Origin of the sequence: Streptomyces sp. NPDC091416 (assembly GCF_044756845.1) — a bacterium.
Classification (GTDB): Bacteria; Actinomycetota; Actinomycetes; order Streptomycetales; family Streptomycetaceae; genus Streptomyces.
The window spans coordinates 1,183,000-1,199,192 of record NZ_JBIVTU010000001.1; the positions used below are offsets into that span (position 1 = coordinate 1,183,000).

Annotated in this window: 15 protein-coding genes; 5 read left to right on the top strand and 10 right to left on the bottom strand. The window is 71.6% G+C overall.

Annotated features, from left to right (window positions below; all coding sequences use genetic code 11):
* Positions 1-38: 38 nt before the first annotated feature.
* On the top strand, positions 39-548 hold the full coding sequence (locus ACIQMX_RS05290) for a hypothetical protein (protein ID WP_402475066.1): 510 nt from the start codon (positions 39-41) through the stop codon (positions 546-548).
* A gap of 98 nt (positions 549-646) precedes the next feature.
* Here ACIQMX_RS05290 and ACIQMX_RS05295 read toward each other — a convergent pair whose 3' ends face one another.
* Positions 647-2,017, bottom strand: coding sequence for a PAS domain-containing protein (locus ACIQMX_RS05295; protein ID WP_363070989.1), 1,371 nt, complete (start codon positions 2,015-2,017; stop codon positions 647-649).
* Positions 2,018-2,390: 373 nt separating this feature from the next.
* Positions 2,391-3,017, bottom strand: coding sequence for a pyridoxamine 5'-phosphate oxidase (pdxH, locus tag ACIQMX_RS05300; RefSeq protein ID WP_402475608.1), 627 nt, complete (start codon positions 3,015-3,017; stop codon positions 2,391-2,393).
* 221 nt (positions 3,018-3,238) lie between these two features.
* On the opposite strand from pdxH, the gene ACIQMX_RS05305 reads away from it, so the two are divergent.
* Both ACIQMX_RS05305 and ACIQMX_RS05310 read left to right on the top strand, forming a co-directional pair.
* Positions 3,239-4,348, top strand: coding sequence for a citrate synthase 2 (locus ACIQMX_RS05305; RefSeq protein WP_363070991.1), 1,110 nt, complete (start codon positions 3,239-3,241; stop codon positions 4,346-4,348).
* 233 nt (positions 4,349-4,581) lie between these two features.
* Complete coding sequence (locus ACIQMX_RS05310) at positions 4,582-5,235, top strand: hypothetical protein (protein ID WP_363070993.1); 654 nt, start codon at positions 4,582-4,584, stop codon at positions 5,233-5,235.
* A gap of 108 nt (positions 5,236-5,343) precedes the next feature.
* Here ACIQMX_RS05310 and ACIQMX_RS05315 read toward each other — a convergent pair whose 3' ends face one another.
* From ACIQMX_RS05315 to ACIQMX_RS05340, 6 genes are all read right to left on the bottom strand, one after another.
* Positions 5,344-5,697, bottom strand: a complete 354-nt coding sequence (locus ACIQMX_RS05315; RefSeq protein ID WP_363070995.1) for a beta/gamma crystallin domain-containing protein — start codon at positions 5,695-5,697, stop codon at positions 5,344-5,346.
* A gap of 455 nt (positions 5,698-6,152) precedes the next feature.
* Complete coding sequence (locus ACIQMX_RS05320) at positions 6,153-8,123, bottom strand: FG-GAP-like repeat-containing protein (protein WP_402475070.1); 1,971 nt, start codon at positions 8,121-8,123, stop codon at positions 6,153-6,155.
* Positions 8,124-8,724: 601 nt separating this feature from the next.
* On the bottom strand, positions 8,725-9,312 hold the full coding sequence (locus ACIQMX_RS05325) for a hypothetical protein (RefSeq protein ID WP_363070999.1): 588 nt from the start codon (positions 9,310-9,312) through the stop codon (positions 8,725-8,727).
* Positions 9,313-9,506: 194 nt separating this feature from the next.
* Entirely contained in the window at positions 9,507-10,010 is a 504-nt protein-coding gene (locus ACIQMX_RS05330; RefSeq protein WP_363071001.1) for a GNAT family N-acetyltransferase, read from the bottom strand.
* Between the two features lie 52 nt (positions 10,011-10,062).
* On the bottom strand, positions 10,063-10,608 hold the full coding sequence (locus tag ACIQMX_RS05335) for a GNAT family N-acetyltransferase (protein WP_363071003.1): 546 nt from the start codon (positions 10,606-10,608) through the stop codon (positions 10,063-10,065).
* A gap of 201 nt (positions 10,609-10,809) precedes the next feature.
* Positions 10,810-12,909, bottom strand: coding sequence for a PQQ-binding-like beta-propeller repeat protein (locus ACIQMX_RS05340; RefSeq protein ID WP_402475073.1), 2,100 nt, complete (start codon positions 12,907-12,909; stop codon positions 10,810-10,812).
* 307 nt (positions 12,910-13,216) lie between these two features.
* On the opposite strand from ACIQMX_RS05340, the gene ACIQMX_RS05345 reads away from it, so the two are divergent.
* Positions 13,217-13,528, top strand: coding sequence for a hypothetical protein (locus tag ACIQMX_RS05345; RefSeq protein WP_402475076.1), 312 nt, complete (start codon positions 13,217-13,219; stop codon positions 13,526-13,528).
* 9 nt (positions 13,529-13,537) lie between these two features.
* Here the strand turns inward: ACIQMX_RS05345 and ACIQMX_RS05350 are convergent, their stop codons facing one another.
* On the bottom strand, positions 13,538-14,116 hold the full coding sequence (locus ACIQMX_RS05350; protein WP_402475078.1) for a TetR/AcrR family transcriptional regulator: 579 nt from the start codon (positions 14,114-14,116) through the stop codon (positions 13,538-13,540).
* On the bottom strand, positions 14,104-14,841 hold the full coding sequence (locus tag ACIQMX_RS05355) for an enoyl-CoA hydratase family protein (RefSeq protein WP_402475080.1): 738 nt from the start codon (positions 14,839-14,841) through the stop codon (positions 14,104-14,106). The genes ACIQMX_RS05350 and ACIQMX_RS05355 overlap by 13 nt, the downstream gene beginning before the upstream one ends.
* A gap of 305 nt (positions 14,842-15,146) precedes the next feature.
* Between ACIQMX_RS05355 and ACIQMX_RS05360 the strand changes: the two genes are divergently transcribed.
* Positions 15,147-16,115 (top strand): AraC family transcriptional regulator, encoded by a 969-nt coding sequence (locus ACIQMX_RS05360; protein ID WP_402475083.1) that lies wholly within the window; start codon positions 15,147-15,149, stop codon positions 16,113-16,115.
* Positions 16,116-16,193: the final 78 nt, after the last annotated feature.

The following is a 16,193-nucleotide window of genomic DNA, read 5'->3' on the forward strand; positions in this document are numbered from 1 at the left end:
AAGACCCTCCGCGGAGATCAGTGGTTAGTGTCCGCGATATGACGTATTTGAGGAAGATCCAGACGCGCCGGATGGCAGTGACACTGGTCGGCGCGGCGGCCGCGCTGATATTGGGCGTGGGCGGGGCGATCGCGGCGGCCGGCCAGGACGACGGCACGTCCGACCCGACTCCCGTGCCCACGCAGACGTCCGACACGGGAAGCGGCGGCACAGGCGGCGCGGACAGTGGCGGCACGGACAGCGGCGGCGTCAGCGGCGGTGTCGACAGCGGCGGCACGGACAACGGCGGCACGGACAGCGGCGGCGTCAGCGGTTCGGGCGGTGTCGACGGCGGCAGCTCCAGTGGTGCGGATGCGGGAACCTCGGGTGGTCCCGAGACCCCCTCGCCGACGGACGGCCCCACATCGCAGCCCACGGATCCGGCAAGCCTGGACGACCTGGCGGAACGCATCGACGACCTGGAGAAGAAGGTCGACGAGCTGCCCACCAAGACGGAGCTGGCCAATGCGCTCCGCGCCTTCGCCGACGAGCTGGATCAGCAGGACTGAGCTCACGGGACACGCGGCGGCGGCGCACCCGGCGACGAGGGCGCGTCCCAAGGCCGGATCGCCGCCGCTCGCCCGCCGCCGCTCGCCCGCCGCGGCGATCAGCGCCCCGACGCCCCGCCACCCAGCGCCTGCCCCAGGTCCACCGACGCCGCCACCCGGTCCGCGACGCTCTCCGCGTACACCGCGTCCGGGCGCTCGAAGGCGGCGCGGTGGGAGGAGCGCAGGAACGTCACCACGCCCAGGGTCCGGCCCCGGCTCCGCAGCACCACGCACAGCGCGTGCACCGCGTCGGCCGGCCAGCGGCGCTCCCTCGCCCACTCACCGGCGGCCTGCGCCGACCGGGCACCCGCCGACGCCCGCACCGGCCCCGTACGGTCCACCGCCTGGAGGGCCGGGTGGCCCGGGGCGTACCGCAGCGGGATACCGCCGCCGGCCACGGGCAGACAGGGGCCCGGGGCGTCGGACGGGGTTCCGGCGGCGCGCACCAGGCGGTCGCCCGCCATCAGGTCGATCAGCGCATGGTCGGCGAAGCCCGCGAGGGCGTAGTCCAGCGACGACGTGGCCGCCTCCATCGGGTCCTCGCACTCGGCGGCCGAGCGGGAGGCGCGGTGCAGCTGACTGGATCTGAAACGAGCCCGGTCCGCCTCCTGGGCCGCCAGCTTCGCCGCCGTCACGTCCTGGAACAGCCAGCCGACGCCCAGCGGCACCGGCTCCTCCGCGAGCGGCGAGGCCAGCCGCAGGAAGCCGCTGCGCCAGCAGCGGCGCCGGTCGCCGTCGCCCGCGCGCAGCGTCACCCACAGCTCGGCGGGGGCGGGCGGCGAACCCTCGGCCAGCACGTGCTGGAGGGCGCCCTCCAGGTCCTCGACGCCCTGCGCGATCAGCTCGCCGAGCGGCCGGCCCAGCAGCGTCGTCCGGCCGCCGCCCAGCGCGCGGGCCGCGTGCGCGTTGACGACGGTCGGCCGCAGGTCCACGTCCACGAGGACGACACCCCATGACGCGTCCTCGAACAGCGCCTCGCTCAGCGCGATGGACCGCTCCAGGTCGATCTGCGCATGGACCTCGCTGAACGCGCAGTACACCCCGGCGGGCTTCCCGTCCGCGCTCCGCACCCCGGCCGACTGGGTCCGTACGAGCACCCGCCCGCCGTCCTTGCGCAGCAGCGCGAACTCGTGCACCTGCCGTCCGGGCCCGTCCATGACGGCCATCAGCCGTCCCTGCACCTCGCCCGCGTCCGCCCGCCGCACGGCCCATCCGGCGAAACCGGGCCGCCCGACGGCCTCCTCGGCGGACCAGCCGAGGATCCGCTCGGCCTCACGGTTCCAGTGGGTGACGGTCCCGTCCGCGTCGAAGGCACAGAGGGCCGCGTCCATTCCGTCGAGGAGAGCCGCCAGCAGCTCCGCCCCGGACTCCGGGCCCGGGCCGTCGGGACCGAGAGCGTCGGTCGTTCCGCTGGTCGTGGAAGCGCTCATCCCGGACCCCCTGCAGGACGTGTCCGCCATTGCCGCACGTCAGACCATTGAACTCGAACGTGACCCAGCACACAGCGTCTTCCCGGAAATCAATGGCTCCGATAATTCGGTTGTGCGGGCCCGGGGACGTTTCTAAGGTGGTCCTACACGTTGAAAGGAGGTGATCCGAAAAGTGCAGTCTTATCGGATTCGTGAGGTGGCTGCGGGCTGACAGCCCGTCGTCGCACACAGTGCACCTCGGCAGGCTCGTCTGCCGAAACCCAAGCAGTCACCGACCCGCAGGCTCGCCGGTAAGTCCGGCCGGCTCCTCCGCAAGGAGGGACCAGAGCCTGCGGGTTTCTGCGTGCCGGGGGCGGCGCGGGCCCCCTGCGCCCTACGGGCAGAGCCGCTCCACGCGCCACGCGCCGCTTTCCTTCACGTACCGCAGCCGGTCGTGGAGCCGGTTCTCGTGGCCCTGCCAGAACTCGATCGTCTCCGGGACGACACGGAAGCCGCCCCAGTGCGGGGGCGCGGGGACCTTCTCGCCCTCCGGGTAGCGGGCCTCAAGGTCCTCGTAGCGGTTGATCAGCTCCTCCCGGGAGCCGATCGCCGTCGACTGCTCGCTCGCCCACGCGCCGAGCTGGGAGCCGTGGGGGCGGGTACGGAAGTAGGCGACCGTCTCCTCGCGCGGGACGCGGGACGCCGTGCCGGTGACGATGACCTGGCGGGCCAGGGGGTGCCAGGGGAAGAGCAGGGAGATCTGGGGGTTGGCGGCGAGTTCCCGGCCCTTGCGGGACTCGTAGTTGGTGAAGAACACGAAGCCCCGCTCGTCGTACATCTTCAGCAGGACCGTGCGGGAGGACGGGCGGCCCTCGGGGGTCGCCGTGGAGACCACCATGGCGTTCGGCTCGTGGAGCATGCCGCCGGCGGCGACCTGCCGGAACCAGTGGGCGAACTGCCGCATCGGATCGGCGGCGAGTCCGTCCTCGGTGAAGGCCTCGGAACGGTACTGCTCGCGCATCGCGGCCGGATCAGTGGTGGAATCGAAGGAGGAGTCTGCGGTGGGCACGGGGTCATCCTGCCGCAGCGGCCGGACACAGGTCGTAAGGAGGTCCGCCCGCCGTTACGCGGTGGAACGGGAAGCTGTGCCGGATGTCACGCTTCCCGGCCACGTCGGAACCCGCCAGTATCTTGGGTGGGCCCTGGGCCCGCCCGCAGCCGCCGATCCGAGGGAGCCGCCTGATGTCCGACTTCGTACCCGGACTCGAAGGGGTCGTCGCGTTCGAAACGGAGATCGCCGAACCCGACAAGGAAGGCGGTTCGCTGCGCTACCGAGGCGTCGACATCGAGGACCTCGTGGGCCATGTGTCGTTCGGCAACGTGTGGGGACTGCTGGTCGACGGGGCGTTCTCCCCCGGCCTGCCGCCCGCCGAGCCGTTCCCGATCCCGGTGCACTCCGGTGACATCCGGGTCGACGTCCAGTCCGCCCTGGCGATGCTGGCGCCCGTGTGGGGCCTGAAGCCGCTGCTGGACATCGACGAGGAGACCGCGCGCAACGATCTCGCGCGCGCCGCCGTCATGGCGCTCTCCTACGTCGCGCAGTCCGCGCGCGGACAGGGCCGGCCGATGGTGCCGCAGAGCGAGATCGACAAGGCGGGGTCCGTCGTCGAACGCTTCATGATCCGCTGGCGCGGTGAGCCGGATCCCCGGCATGTGAAGGCCGTCGACGCGTACTGGACCTCGGCCGCCGAGCACGGCATGAACGCCTCGACGTTCACCGCCCGCGTCATCGCCTCCACCGGCGCCGACGTGGCCGCCGCACTGTCCGGCGCGGTGGGCGCCATGTCGGGCCCGCTGCACGGCGGCGCCCCGTCCCGCGTCCTCGGCATGATCGAGGAGATCGAGCGGACCGGCGACGCCACCGCGTACGTGAAGCAGGCCCTGGACCGCGGCGAGCGCCTGATGGGCTTCGGCCACCGGGTCTACCGGGCCGAGGACCCCCGCGCACGCGTCCTGCGCCGGACCGCCGAGGAGCTGGGCGCGCCGCGCTTCGAGGTCGCGCAGGCTCTGGAGAAGGCCGCGCTGGAGGAGCTGCACGCGCGGCGCCCGGACCGGGTGCTGGCGACGAACGTGGAGTTCTGGGCGGCGATCATGCTGGACTTCGCGGAGGTCCCGGCGCCCATGTTCACGTCAATGTTCACGTGTGCGCGTACGGCGGGCTGGTCGGCGCACATCCTGGAGCAGAAGCGGACGGGGCGCCTGGTGCGTCCCTCGGCGAAGTACGTCGGTCCCTCGACGCGCAGTCCGCGGGAGATCGAGGGGTACGAGCAGCTGGCGGACCTCGGGAACTGACGCTCCTGGACGGAAGAGCGACGGGCGCGGTCGCGCCCGTCGCTCACCTGTGCCGCCGCTGTGGCGAGTCTGTGTCATTCCCGCCGCAGTCTGGGACGGGCATCGCGGCGCGCCTCGTTGACGCACCGTCGTCGAGTCGCTGCGGTGCACCCGGTCTCACGGCCGGGGCTCCGTCCAGTTGTTGAACGTTCCGGCTGTCGTACCGAGCAGCCCTCACTGCCAGTTAGGTCAAAATGACACACAAGGGACGCATCGTCTCCGCAGTCGCCCTCACCACCCTGTGCCTCGGCCTCACGGCCTGCAACGACGGCGAGGACTCGGCGGCACAGGAATCGCCTTCGGCCTCCGCCCCGGCGCCGTCCGACCCGGCGTCGGCCGACCCGGGCGGCGAGAGCCCGTCCGCGGACCCCGGCGACGACGCCGCTCCGGCGGGCGGCGACGTCGCCGCACCGGGCACGAAGCTCAAGGTCGGCGACCGGGCGGTCGTGCCGTTCAAGTACGGGACCGACAAGAAGGGCACGATCGCCGTGACGGTCACGGCGATCGAGAAGGGCGCCGAGGCGGACATGGCCCCGTTCGGCGCGAAGGCGAAGGGCATGACGCCGTACTACATCCGGATGAAGGTCGAGAACGTCGGCGGCACCGACCTCTCGTACTCGTCGCTGAAGCTGCGCGGCAAGCTGGAGGGCGGCGGCCCCACCGGTGTCATTCTGATCGGCGACCTCCCGGGCAAGTGCGACAGCGAGACGGCCCCGCGCGACTTCACCACCAAGGGCGCGTCGTACGAGACCTGCTCGCTCAGCGCCACGAAGACCGATCCGATCGCGGTCGCCGCGTTCGAGGAGGGTGACGCGTACAGCGACAGCCCCGTCACCTGGGCCGGCTGACGACCCGTGTCCGCGCGCCGGGCATCTCGTCCCTGACGACATGCCCGGTCGGCGGCCGGCCGCTCTCGGGCACCGGCGTGCGAGCCCGGACAGCCGGCCGCGAAGGGATCAGAGGATTTCGATGTCCTTGACCCGCGGCGGGTTGTTCGGGAACGTGATGTCGGTCCACCGGTCAATGCGCACCGAATCGCCGTTCACGTCGTAATAGATGAGGTCGTTGTTGCCCGTGGAAATGCGGTCGACCCACCAACTTCCGAAACCGGTACGGCCCTTGTTCGCGTAGCAGTCCACGCTGGTCGCACCGTCCAGGTGGGACCAGATCTTCAGGAAGTTCTCCCCGCCGCGGCACTCGATGTGGTCGATGGCGACGGCGTTGCTGGTGGGCATGACCATCGTGACCGCCGCGGTGGCGGCGATCGCCACCCCCAGGGAGCGGGCGGCCCTCTTCGTCCTCGACATCATGAGATCTCCTTCATCCGATTTTCGGCATCCGGCATTCCACCTTCGGCATTCGGTGTTCAGCCGTCGACATTCGAACGGGAAAGCCGCGCAACGACCGTGCGAACAAAGGGGCACCGAAAACTCATTCGCCCGCCGCGCATTACCGCCATTTCCCGCTCTTTTTCCTGCATGAAAAAGATCGCGCAAGGTGGCTGCACAGAGCAATCAACCGCGACTCCCGGACCGGAAATAGCCCCCTAAATGTCCAGATCGAGACGTGAGGGTGCTTTGCCGCCTTTCATGACGGCTCACACGAGGGGGGTCGGGGGCGGGGCGCGCGCGATGACGGCGAGGGTTTCGAGAGGGCGTACGGATCTCCCCGGGCGGTCCGCCGGAACGCGGCCCCGGTCGTGCGGGCCGCGTTCCGGTTTCCGGGCGGGTGACGCGGACGGGTCACCGGCCGCGCGGAGCGCGGGTCAGCGGCACTTTCCGTTCAGCCAGGTCGTGAAGTCACTCGTCCAGGACGTGACCATCGGCACCGAAGTGACCGGGGAGCCGTACTTGTTCAGCTTGTACTGCCAGTTGGGGAACTGGAGCGAGGCACCGGGATCCGGCTCGTCCCAGAGGAACTTGGGATCGTCGATCCAGTGGGGGTGGTCCTCCAGCGACGCGCCGAGGCCGGCCGCCCTGACACGCTTCTCGAGTTCGGGCCGCAGCGCGTCGTCCAGCGTGTAGATCATGATCCGCTGCGTGGCGGCCTTCTCCGCGATGGGCGCGATGACCTCGTTCCAGCCCGCCTCGCGGGCGGACTCCTCACCGTTGAGCAGGAGCGGCTCCGTCTCCTTCTTGAGCTCCACGAAAGCAGCCATCTGCATGCTCCCGGCGCTGACGAGCCACTCACGGAAGGTGTGGACGGTCTCGCCTGCGTACGGGCTCCTGGCGAAAATCGTGCGGCCCTTGAGCTGGTCGGCGCCGGTGGCCCACCGCATCTCCGCGATGTCGAACTTGGTGCCGCTCAGCCCTCTGGTCGTCTCGTTGTGCCACATCACGGCCTTGGTGCCGTCCTTGGTGAGCCGGAGATCGGCTTCCACACCCATCGCGCCCCAGCTCTTCTGCTGAGCGAGGCCCGTGGGGTGGTTCGGCTGCCGGACCACGTCCCGGTCATAGCTGAAGTCCCCGTGTGGGTATCCACCGTGTCCGAAGACCGCCGGACAGGCCGGCAGCGAACTGTTGTAACGCTCGATCGTGGCGACCCTGGCGAAGGTCCAGTAATCGGCCTCCGTGCTCTGCCAGCTGTGCAGCGCGTCGGCGAGGGTCCCGTCGGCCCGGGCGGTGAAGGTGAGGGCCGCCACCAGCTTGTTCTCGTAGCCGTAGAGGGCGCCGACGTCGTCGCGGCCGTCCCCGTTATAGTCGCCGGAGACCAGGTACATCCTGGCCCGGTCGTAGTCCCCGGCCTTCGCGCTGAACAGCTCCCGCTGGCCGCCGAGCTTGCCGGCGGCGTCGAGGCCGAAGCCGAACAGGATGTCGCGTCCGTCGGCGTAGTCGTACCAGGTGGCGAATTCGTCGCGGCCGTTGCCGTCGAAGTCTCCCGAGACCACGCTCACCCGGTCGAACTGCCAGCCATCGGCCTGCCAGCCGGTCACGGGCTCGGCGAAACCGCCGTCCGGCCTGCCGGAGAAGGACATCAGCCGCACCGTGCCCGCCTCGTAGCTGTCCACGACCCCGAGGTCGTCGCGACCGTCGCCGTCGAAGTCACCGGTGGCGAACTTCATCCGCTCGACCTTCCATCCTTCGGCCTCGGTGCGCGCGAAGGAGGAGAAGGGGCTGGCGAAGCCGCCGTCGGGGTTCGCCAGGAACGTGAAGAGCTTGTCGTCGCCCTTGCGGTAGTCGTACCAGGCGGCGATGTCGTCGCGGCCGTCGCCGTTGAAGTCGCCGGCCTGCGCGTTGATGGCGTCGAAGGTCCAGTTCTCCGGCTCCACGGACCATGAGGTGAAGTAGTCGGCGAAGGTCCCGTTCCCCTTGCCGAGCCAGGTGAAGAGGGAGACCTTCCCGGTGTCGTAACCGTAGAAGGCGGCTATGTCGCCGATGCCGTCACCGTTGAAGTCACCGGTGACCCGCTTCATGTGCTCGGCCCAGAAGTTGTCCTTGGGTATCTCCCAGCCGGGCGCGGGCGGGGCGAAGCCTCCGTCGGCCCGGGCGGTGAACGTGTGGATGGTGTCCTGGCCCTTGGAGTAGTCGTACCAGGAGGCCATGTCGCTTCGGCCGTCGCCGTTGTAGTCGTGGCGCGGGGCGGTCCCGGCGGCGCTCGCGGTGGCGGCGCGCGGTGCGCCGTCGCTGCCGCTCACGGAGGCGGAACTGACGGCGGGCCACTCCGGACCGGTGGTGCTGTACTGCGGGGCGACCGTCGCCGGCCGATCCGTGCCCGCGCCGACGGCGGGTCCCTGCACGCCGAAGACGGCACACAGAAGTGCCGTCCCCACTATGCCAAAACGTCTCTTCATTCGACTTCCCAGCCCCTTGCCGCAGCGAAACGAAGGAGGGAAGAGGCCACCCGCGTTCCAGCGGGCCCGCGCCCGCCCCCCGGGAACAGCTCCGGCGCGGGGCGGTTCGGACGGAACGCCTTCTCGCCTCGTACGGCGACGCGTTCGCCCGCGGATCAGGTCTCAGGCTGTCGGCGAACGTGCTGAATGCCGCCGGATCGCCTGATCCATCCGTGCACGAAGCGCGCCCTGCGACCGCCCCGTCGCGCGGATTCCAGGCATATTAACTGACAGTAGGACTGATGAATCGGCCGAACGGGCACCCACGGGGACCGGGTTGGCACCGGGCCAGGGGGCCGGGACGGCCCGCGTCCGCTGTCCCCGGCGTGCCGGGGTGGTCCGGCCGCGCCGGACAGCTTCCCCGTCGGCTGTCACTTCACAGAGCAAGGGCGGCGGGAGGCCGAACCACCCGCCCCGCACCAGCAATTGCACACGCCCGGGCCAAGAACGAGCACCGGTCCGGACGGGCACCGCATCCGCCGGAGACGAACCCGGTGCGCAGCAGGCGCTACAGCTTTCCGGCGAGGACCACGACGCGGTGGCCGCCCAGCCTGCGGCCGATCTCACGGGTGAAGCCGGGGGTGAGCTCCGCCCAGCCCCAGAACGTGAACCCGAGGTGTCCGCACGCGTAGTAGTCGTCCTCCCAGCTCCACCGGGCGATCCCGGAGGAGCCGAGGCAGGACGGGCAGTGCACGATTCCTTCGCCACCGTCCTCGGCCCAGTCGTGGAACCGTCCCGCGAACGGCTCCCAGGCCGAGTCGATGGGCTCCCACACCTCGTCGACCAGCCGGATCTCCGTCCGGCAGAGCGGGCAGACAGCCGCGCCCACGTCTCCCTGGCCGCTGTCGAAGACCGTACGGCCGGTCTGGACGTGAAGCCCGTTGGACCACAGGTCGACCGGTTCCGGGTCGTCGACGGCCTTGGCGAAGTGCGGCCCGGGCGCGTGACCGTATCCGTCGCCGCCCAGGACACAGTCGGTGCGCTCGGCGGCCACGATGCCTTCCGCGATGAGCCAGTCCAGGACCCGGGCCCCGAGCTCCTGCGCGTCCTGCTCGGTGGCGTCGAGGTCGACGACCGTCTGGAAGTAGTCCCCCATGATTTCTCCGATTCCTCAGTGGCCGACTTGCGCGGCGGCGGGATGGGCGGCGGACTCGACGCAGGCGTGGGCCTCGGTCCGGAGCAGTCCGGGCAGGATCTGGACGTACGGCGCGAGAAGGCATCGGTCCCGGCTCGTCGCCGGACTCCGCGACCGCCTCAAGGCGCCCTGAGCGTTCCACGCGATGCCGGATCTCACGGCAACCGGCGCTTCAGCCAGACCACTTCGCCCTTCTCCTCCGTCGAGACGCGGTCCCGCTCGAACCCGAGCTTGTCGAGTACGCGGAACGACGGCGCGTTCCATGTGGCGACGGTCGCCCAGAGCCGCTCCCGCCCGGTCGCCGCGGCGGCGTCGAGCACGGCCCGGGCCGCCTCGGTGGCGTAGCCGTGGCCGTGCGTCCGCTGGAAGAGCTCGTAGGCGATCTCGGGCTCCTCCAGGGTGGAGCGGCCGATGATCAGCCCGCAGTAGCCGATGAAGTCGCCCTCGTCACGGCGCTGGACGGGCAGGAGGGCGATCCTCGTGGTCTCCGTCGCGGCGAGCAGCTTCGCGATGAGCGTCCGGGTGTAGTCGAGCGTGGGTGTGCCCTCGCCGCGTTCGGACTGCAGGGCGCGGAGTTCAGCGGCGTCCGACTCGGCCCACGGCCGCAGGATCAGCCGCTCGGTCTCCAGATGGAACGACATCGTCCCGTACGTGCTCATGCCCTGCCCCTGCCCTCAACGGATCCTGCCGAATCATGTGCTCCGGACGACGTCAGGGACGGTCCAGGCCCCACGTCTGGAGGACGAACGGCCGTCCCTTCTCCTCGCCCTCGATCAGGGGTACGTCGAGGAGGCTGAAGCCCGTCTTCCTCGCCACCGCGACGCTGGACGCGTTCTCGGCCTCCAGCTCCAGGATCACCTGCTCGACGCCCAACTCCTCGAAGGCGTACGCGGCCATGACCCGCACCGCCCGCGCGGCCAGGCCCTGGCCGCGGTGTGCGGGGCCGACCGCGTAGCCGATCTCCGTGCCCTCGGGGGCGCGCCGCAGCATGACCTCGCCGAGTGCCGCGCCGCCGTCGGTGGTGATGGCGAGCAGGATCGTCGTACCCTCCGCCCGCAGCTGCCGGGCCCGGTCCAGCCGCGTGCGCGCGGCCTGCTCGTCGAAGGGCGAGACGATCGGCGTCCAGTGCGCGACGTCGGGGTGGTCGAACAGCTCCGGCATCGCGGCCAGGTCCGCCTCGGTCCAGTCGCGCAGCACGAGGCCCTCGCCGGTGAGCTCGATCCGAGCGGGAAACGGTGACGCGGTGGTGCTGCTCATGGTGCGGACCTCCCTGGTCTGTTCGGGACGAGGCAGGATATCCGGGACCGTTCCCGGGCCCCGGCCGTGGGTGCCGCGGCGGGCGAGGAGCTCGGGGCGCGGGATTCGAGGTGACTCGGGCGCGCGCTGGAGAGGGCCGCGCCGAAGGCGCTGTGCGCGCGGCGCCCGGGCCGGGCTGTTGCCGCCGGGGCCGCGGGCGCCTCAGTCGAGCCGGAACGAGTACAGCGACCACGCGGTGACGTACGCGTTCCCGTCGTGCAGGATGATCTCATTGCTGATGTCCGCGTCATTGACCCACCACAGGAACCTGTCGGGACCGGTCAGCTTCACGTCCCAACGGGGCTTTCCTGAACGCGAGTCGAGGGCGAGCAGTTTCGACGGGCCTTCCGTCCCGACGAGCACCGTGTCACCGAACACCTCCGCCGGCACGTCGCCCGGTTTCACCTCGGCCCGCCAGCGCTGTCTGCCGGTGGCCGCGTCCAGGGCGTACAGGTGGTCGTCGGTGCAGCCGACGTAGACCGTGCCGGCGCGGAGCTGGGTGCCGAAGACGGCGTCCCCGTACTTGCTGACGTCCGTGCTCAATCTGCGCTTCCAGCGCAGGCCGCCGCCGGCCGTGGCCAGTGCGTACACCCAGCCGTCCCCCGTTCCCAGGACGACCGTCGCCCCCTGGACCGCCGGTGAGAGGTTGACCGTGCTGCCCTTCCCCTGGAAGCGCCAGCGGAGCTTGCCGGTACGCAGGTCCAGCGCGCGCAGCAGCGCGTCGGCGGTGGTGACGAGTACCGTGTCGCCCTGCACCAGCGCGGGCAGGCTGCGGATGTCCTCGCCGGTCTGGAAACGCCAGCGTTCCTGCCCCGTGGCGGACGTGAACGCGCGCAGGAAGCCGTCACGCGTCTGGCACAGGACCAACCCGCCTCCGGCCGCCAGGTCGACGCCGGCGAGAGTTTCCAGTTCCTTGGTCCACCGTGCCCGTCCCGTGGCCCGGTTCACGGCGTGCAGCCGGCCGTCCGCGCTCGTGACGAACACGCTGTCGCCGACAACGGCCGGGCGCCCGTAGGCCTTGGCCTTCGCCGGGTAGGCCCAGCGCTGTCGTCCCGTGCGGATGTCGACAGCATGCAGCTCGGTGGTGTCGTAGCTCCCCAGGTACAGGGTGTCACCGGCCAGTACCGGGCCTCCCATTTCCTTGCCCGGGGCGAAGCGCCAGTTCTCGCGCGGGTCCGCGGGGTCCTCGGCAAGGCCGAATCCGCCGGTTGCGCGGTAGGTGCCCACTCCGGCCGCCGACACGACCGCGAGGCCGCCCAGGAGTGCCCCGCGCCGCGACAGCATCCGGCGCGGGCCTGTCGGGGCCATGGGCGGATCCGCCGGAACCCGGCGCGGATCGGTCGGGGGCACTACCCGGGTGGGCTCATGCGGCTCACCGGCACGCGCTCTGGGACGTCCGGCCGTTCGGGTGCGCTCCGCCTCCGGTGCGGGCGGAGGCGGCGGCGCATCGGTGTCGAGTGCGGAAAGCCGGCGCACGAGCTGTTCGAGGGTGGGCCGCTCACGCGGTTCCCGGGAGAGGCAGGCGCGGAGCGGATCGGCCAGGGCGCGGGGGATGCCTCCGAGATCGGGCTCCTGTTGAAGGATGCGTACACCGATGGCCATGGGGGCGCCCTCGCCGTAGGGCGATCGGCCCAGCGCGGCGAAGGCGAGCACGGCGCCGAGGGCGAACACGTCCGACCTCGCGTCGAAATGGCTGTGCGCCAGATACTCGGGGGCCTGGTAGCCCGGGGTGCCCACGACCCCGGTTCTGGTGTACCGGGTGGCGTCGGACGCGTGGGCGATCCCGAAGTCGATGATCACCGGGCCGCTCTCGCCCCACATCACGTTGGAGGGTTTGAGGTCGCGGTGCACGACGTTCACGGCGTGAACGCGCCCCAGCGCCTCGGCGAGCCGCACCCCCAGCCGTGCGGTCTCGTCCACTGCGAGCTTCCCGCGCGTGCGGACCCGCGTGCCCAGGTCCGTGCCGCTGATGAACTCCGTGGCCAGCCACGGCGGGTTCTCGTCCGGCCCGGCTGCCAGGACTGCCGCGACACCGGGGCCGGTCACCCTCCTGGACGCCTTGATCTCCTGGGCGAACCGGCGCCGGAACTCTTCGTCGCTCGCGTACTCGGGGCGGATGACTTTCACCGCGGCGAGCCGGCCCCCGATCCGCGCCTCTCCGCTGTCCGCGAGGCCGAGGTACACCAGCCCCATGCCGCCGCCCCCGAGATGACGCTGCACCGCGAACGGGCCTATGCGCGTGGGATGTCCACCGTTGTGCACGCCAACACACCGTTCCTGTAGGCAGGTTGTCCGGGCGGGGTGCCGCCCGGCCGGTCCTCACGAAGGGTCTGCGTCATCAGATCACGGCGGGGCGCGACGGCCAATGCCCGGACCGGGCGCCCCCGGCGACGCGACGGGCCCGCGCGAGGCCCGGGACGGACATGTCCTGCGGCTGTCCCCTCACGAGGACTGCGGGGCGCGGAGACGGGCTCCCGGCGCCGAGAACGCGGAAGCCCGTCTCCGCACCGGCCTACGCTGGACTCGCCTTCCCGGCCTCCGGATCCATCGACCGCCCCTGGGGGATCGCATGAACTTCGACGAGAACGAGCCCCAGGCCGTCCGCGATCAGCGCTTCGCGGCCGAGCGGGCCGAGGGCAGGGAACGGCGCCGCTCGGCGCCCGTGGATGTGAGGCCCGCCCATTTCGGCGCCGGCATCGTCGTCGTTGCCCTGGTCCTTATCGGCCGGTTCGGCACGTTCGCGGCGCTGGGCGTGGTCGGCGGGATCTTCCTGCTCTGGTTCGCCGTCGCGCTCGCCTGGGTCCATGCCGACGGGGACCGGGGCGCTCACGCGCTCCGGCGGGCGTACAGGGCCGCGTTCGGGTGGGCCGACTGGCTGTGACCCGGCGCCTCAACCCAGCACGTCGTCCAGCAGCGCCGCCCACTGCGCCACGACCCGTCGCCGGCGGGCCGTGTCGTCGGTGAGGACGTTGGCGAGGCCGAGGCCGCGGGCCATGTCCAGGAGGCCCTGGACCGTCTCGCGTACTCCGGGGCGGGTTTCGTCGGCGTTCAGGAGGCTGACCGCGATGCGGTGGGTCTCGCGGCCGACGCGGGCTTCGAGTTCGGTGACACGGGGACGGAGCTGTTCGTGGTTGGAGGCGGCGACCCAGAGTTGCAGGGCGGCGCGGAACAGGGGGCCCGTGTAGAGGTCGACGAGGGCGGCGACGACCGCGGCCCGGTCCTGGCCGGGGACGGCGCGCAGGGCGGCGGAGCGTTCCTCGGCGACGTACTCCACGGCTGCGGTGAACAGGTCCTCACGGGTGGGGAAGTGGTGCTGGGCGGCGCCGCGGGAGACTCCGGCGCGCATCGCGACGACGGAGACCGTGGAGCCGGCCCAGCCGTGTTCGGCGAGGCAGGCGACCGCGGCTTCGAGGAGCTTCTGCCGGGTGGCGCGGCTGCGGTCCTGCTTGGGCGTGGTCACAGCAGCCATGCGGGGTCCCGTCGTTCCAGGAAGGCCGTCATCCCCTCCCGTGCCTCGTCGGAGGCGAAGAGTGACGCGGAGCGGGCGATGAGGTCTTCGGCGTACTGGTCGAAAGTCTCCCGCACAGTAGCCGTGACCAGCTCCTTCGATGCGGCCAGCCCCTGCGGGGAGGCCCGGCGCAGTCCGTCGAGTACCGGTACGAGCGCCTTGTCCACGTCCTCGGCGGCGAGGGTGACGAGGCCGGTACGGGCCGCCTCCGTCGCGTCGAAGCGTTCACCGGTGAGGTAGTAGCGGGCTGCCGCGCGGGGCTCCATGCGCGGCAGGAGCGGAAGGGAGATGACGGCGGGGGCGAGGCCCAGGCGGGACTCGGTGAGGGCGAAGGAGGAGTCGGGGCCGGCCACCGAGATGTCGCAGGCGCCGAGCAGGCCGAGGCCACCGGCCCGGACGTGCCCCGTGACCCGGGCGACGACCGGCTTGGGCAGCGTCACGATGCTCCGCATCAGGGCGACGAAGGCGTGCGGGTCGGCCGGCGCCCTCAGGTCGGCCCCCGCACAGAACGTGTTCCCGGTGTGGGTGAGGACCACGGCCCTGACCGCGTCGTCGGCCGCGCACGCGTCGAGGGCCTCGGACACCTCGCCGACCAGGGCGGCGCTCAACGCGTTGCGGTTGGCCGGGGAGTCCAGCGTGAGTGTGGTGATCCCGCGCTCATGGGCGGGCGGGGCGAGCTGGCTCATGGATCGCTCTCCTTCTGCGGGGCGTGTCGCCGAGCGTGGCAGCGGGAGCAAGAACAATCAAGCGTGCTTGCATGATTCCGGGCGGGCCCGGCCAGTCTCGTCGCTCGTGCCCGCGGGAAGAAGTCCTGGTGGTCCGGGGTCCGCGACACGCCGACGGGTTCCGTTCGTATCACCTTGCCCCACGGCGCGCCCGGGTCGCAGAGTTGTGCGGCCCCGCAGCCGCGGGGCGGTCGGATGCGGTTCGGCAACGGGGGCAGACAGTGGCGGTCGGCGCGCTGGATCAGGGGGGTGGCACGGCGGAGCCGGTGCCCATCTACGAAGGGGGCGACATCGAGGAACTGCGCCAGGCCGTGGGCCGGCGCCTGTCGCCGCACCGGCTGACGATCCTGGGGCCCCAGCGGCTGCCGGGCAGGTTCCGGGCCTTCCACGAGGGCTCCGTGGGGCTGTACGACCTGGCCTACGGTGCTCCGGTGCGGCTGCTGGCGCGGGATCTGCCCGGCTTCTACAACGTCATCCTTCCGCAGGCCGGCGCCGGGACGGTGGTCGTCAACGGCAACGCCCTGCCGTCCTCGTTGTCCGTGGCGGGACCGGGTGACGTGGTGTCGATGGAGTGGGACCACCTGGCGGTCAACGGGGCGCTCGCCCTGTCCCAGGAGACCGTGACCGAGGTGGCCGCGGTGCGTCTGGGCGACGTACCGCAGGGGCCGCTGCGGTTCCGCCGGCATCTGCTGGACGGGGCGGACCCGGCCGTGCGTTCCTGGCTGGCGCTCGTCGACGCGTTCCGGCAGTTCCTGCTCTCCCCGCTGGCGCACCGTCCCGGCCTGGGCGTACGGCACTTCGAGCGCCTGCTCGTCGACACCCTGCTGGACGTCCAGGCCCACTCCTGGAGCGTCGAGGTGCCCGGCGTCGGCACCACGATGCTGCCGGGCACCCTGCGGCGCGCGACGGCCTACTGCGAGGAGCACGCCGACGAGGCCGTCTCCGTCTCCGACATCGCCCAGGCCGCCCGGGTCGGCGTGCAGGCCCTGCGGGAGGGCTTCCGCAGGCATCTGGACACGACACCCCTGGCCTACCTGCGCAGGGTCCGGCTCGACCACGCCCACCGCGAACTGACGGCCATCGCCGAGGGGAACGCCACCGGATCGGTCACCGAGGTCGCCTGCCGCTGGGGGTTCACCCACCTCGGCCGCTTCAGCGCCGAGTACCGGCAGGCGTACGGGCGGCTGCCCTCGGATACCTCGAAGGGGCGGCAGCGGCTATCCACAAACGCGTGATTCCCCGGCCGCGAACCGGATAGTCCGTGGTCACGGCCCGGGAGAGTCTGGGTTTCGACGACGGCCGCGCCGCCGCGC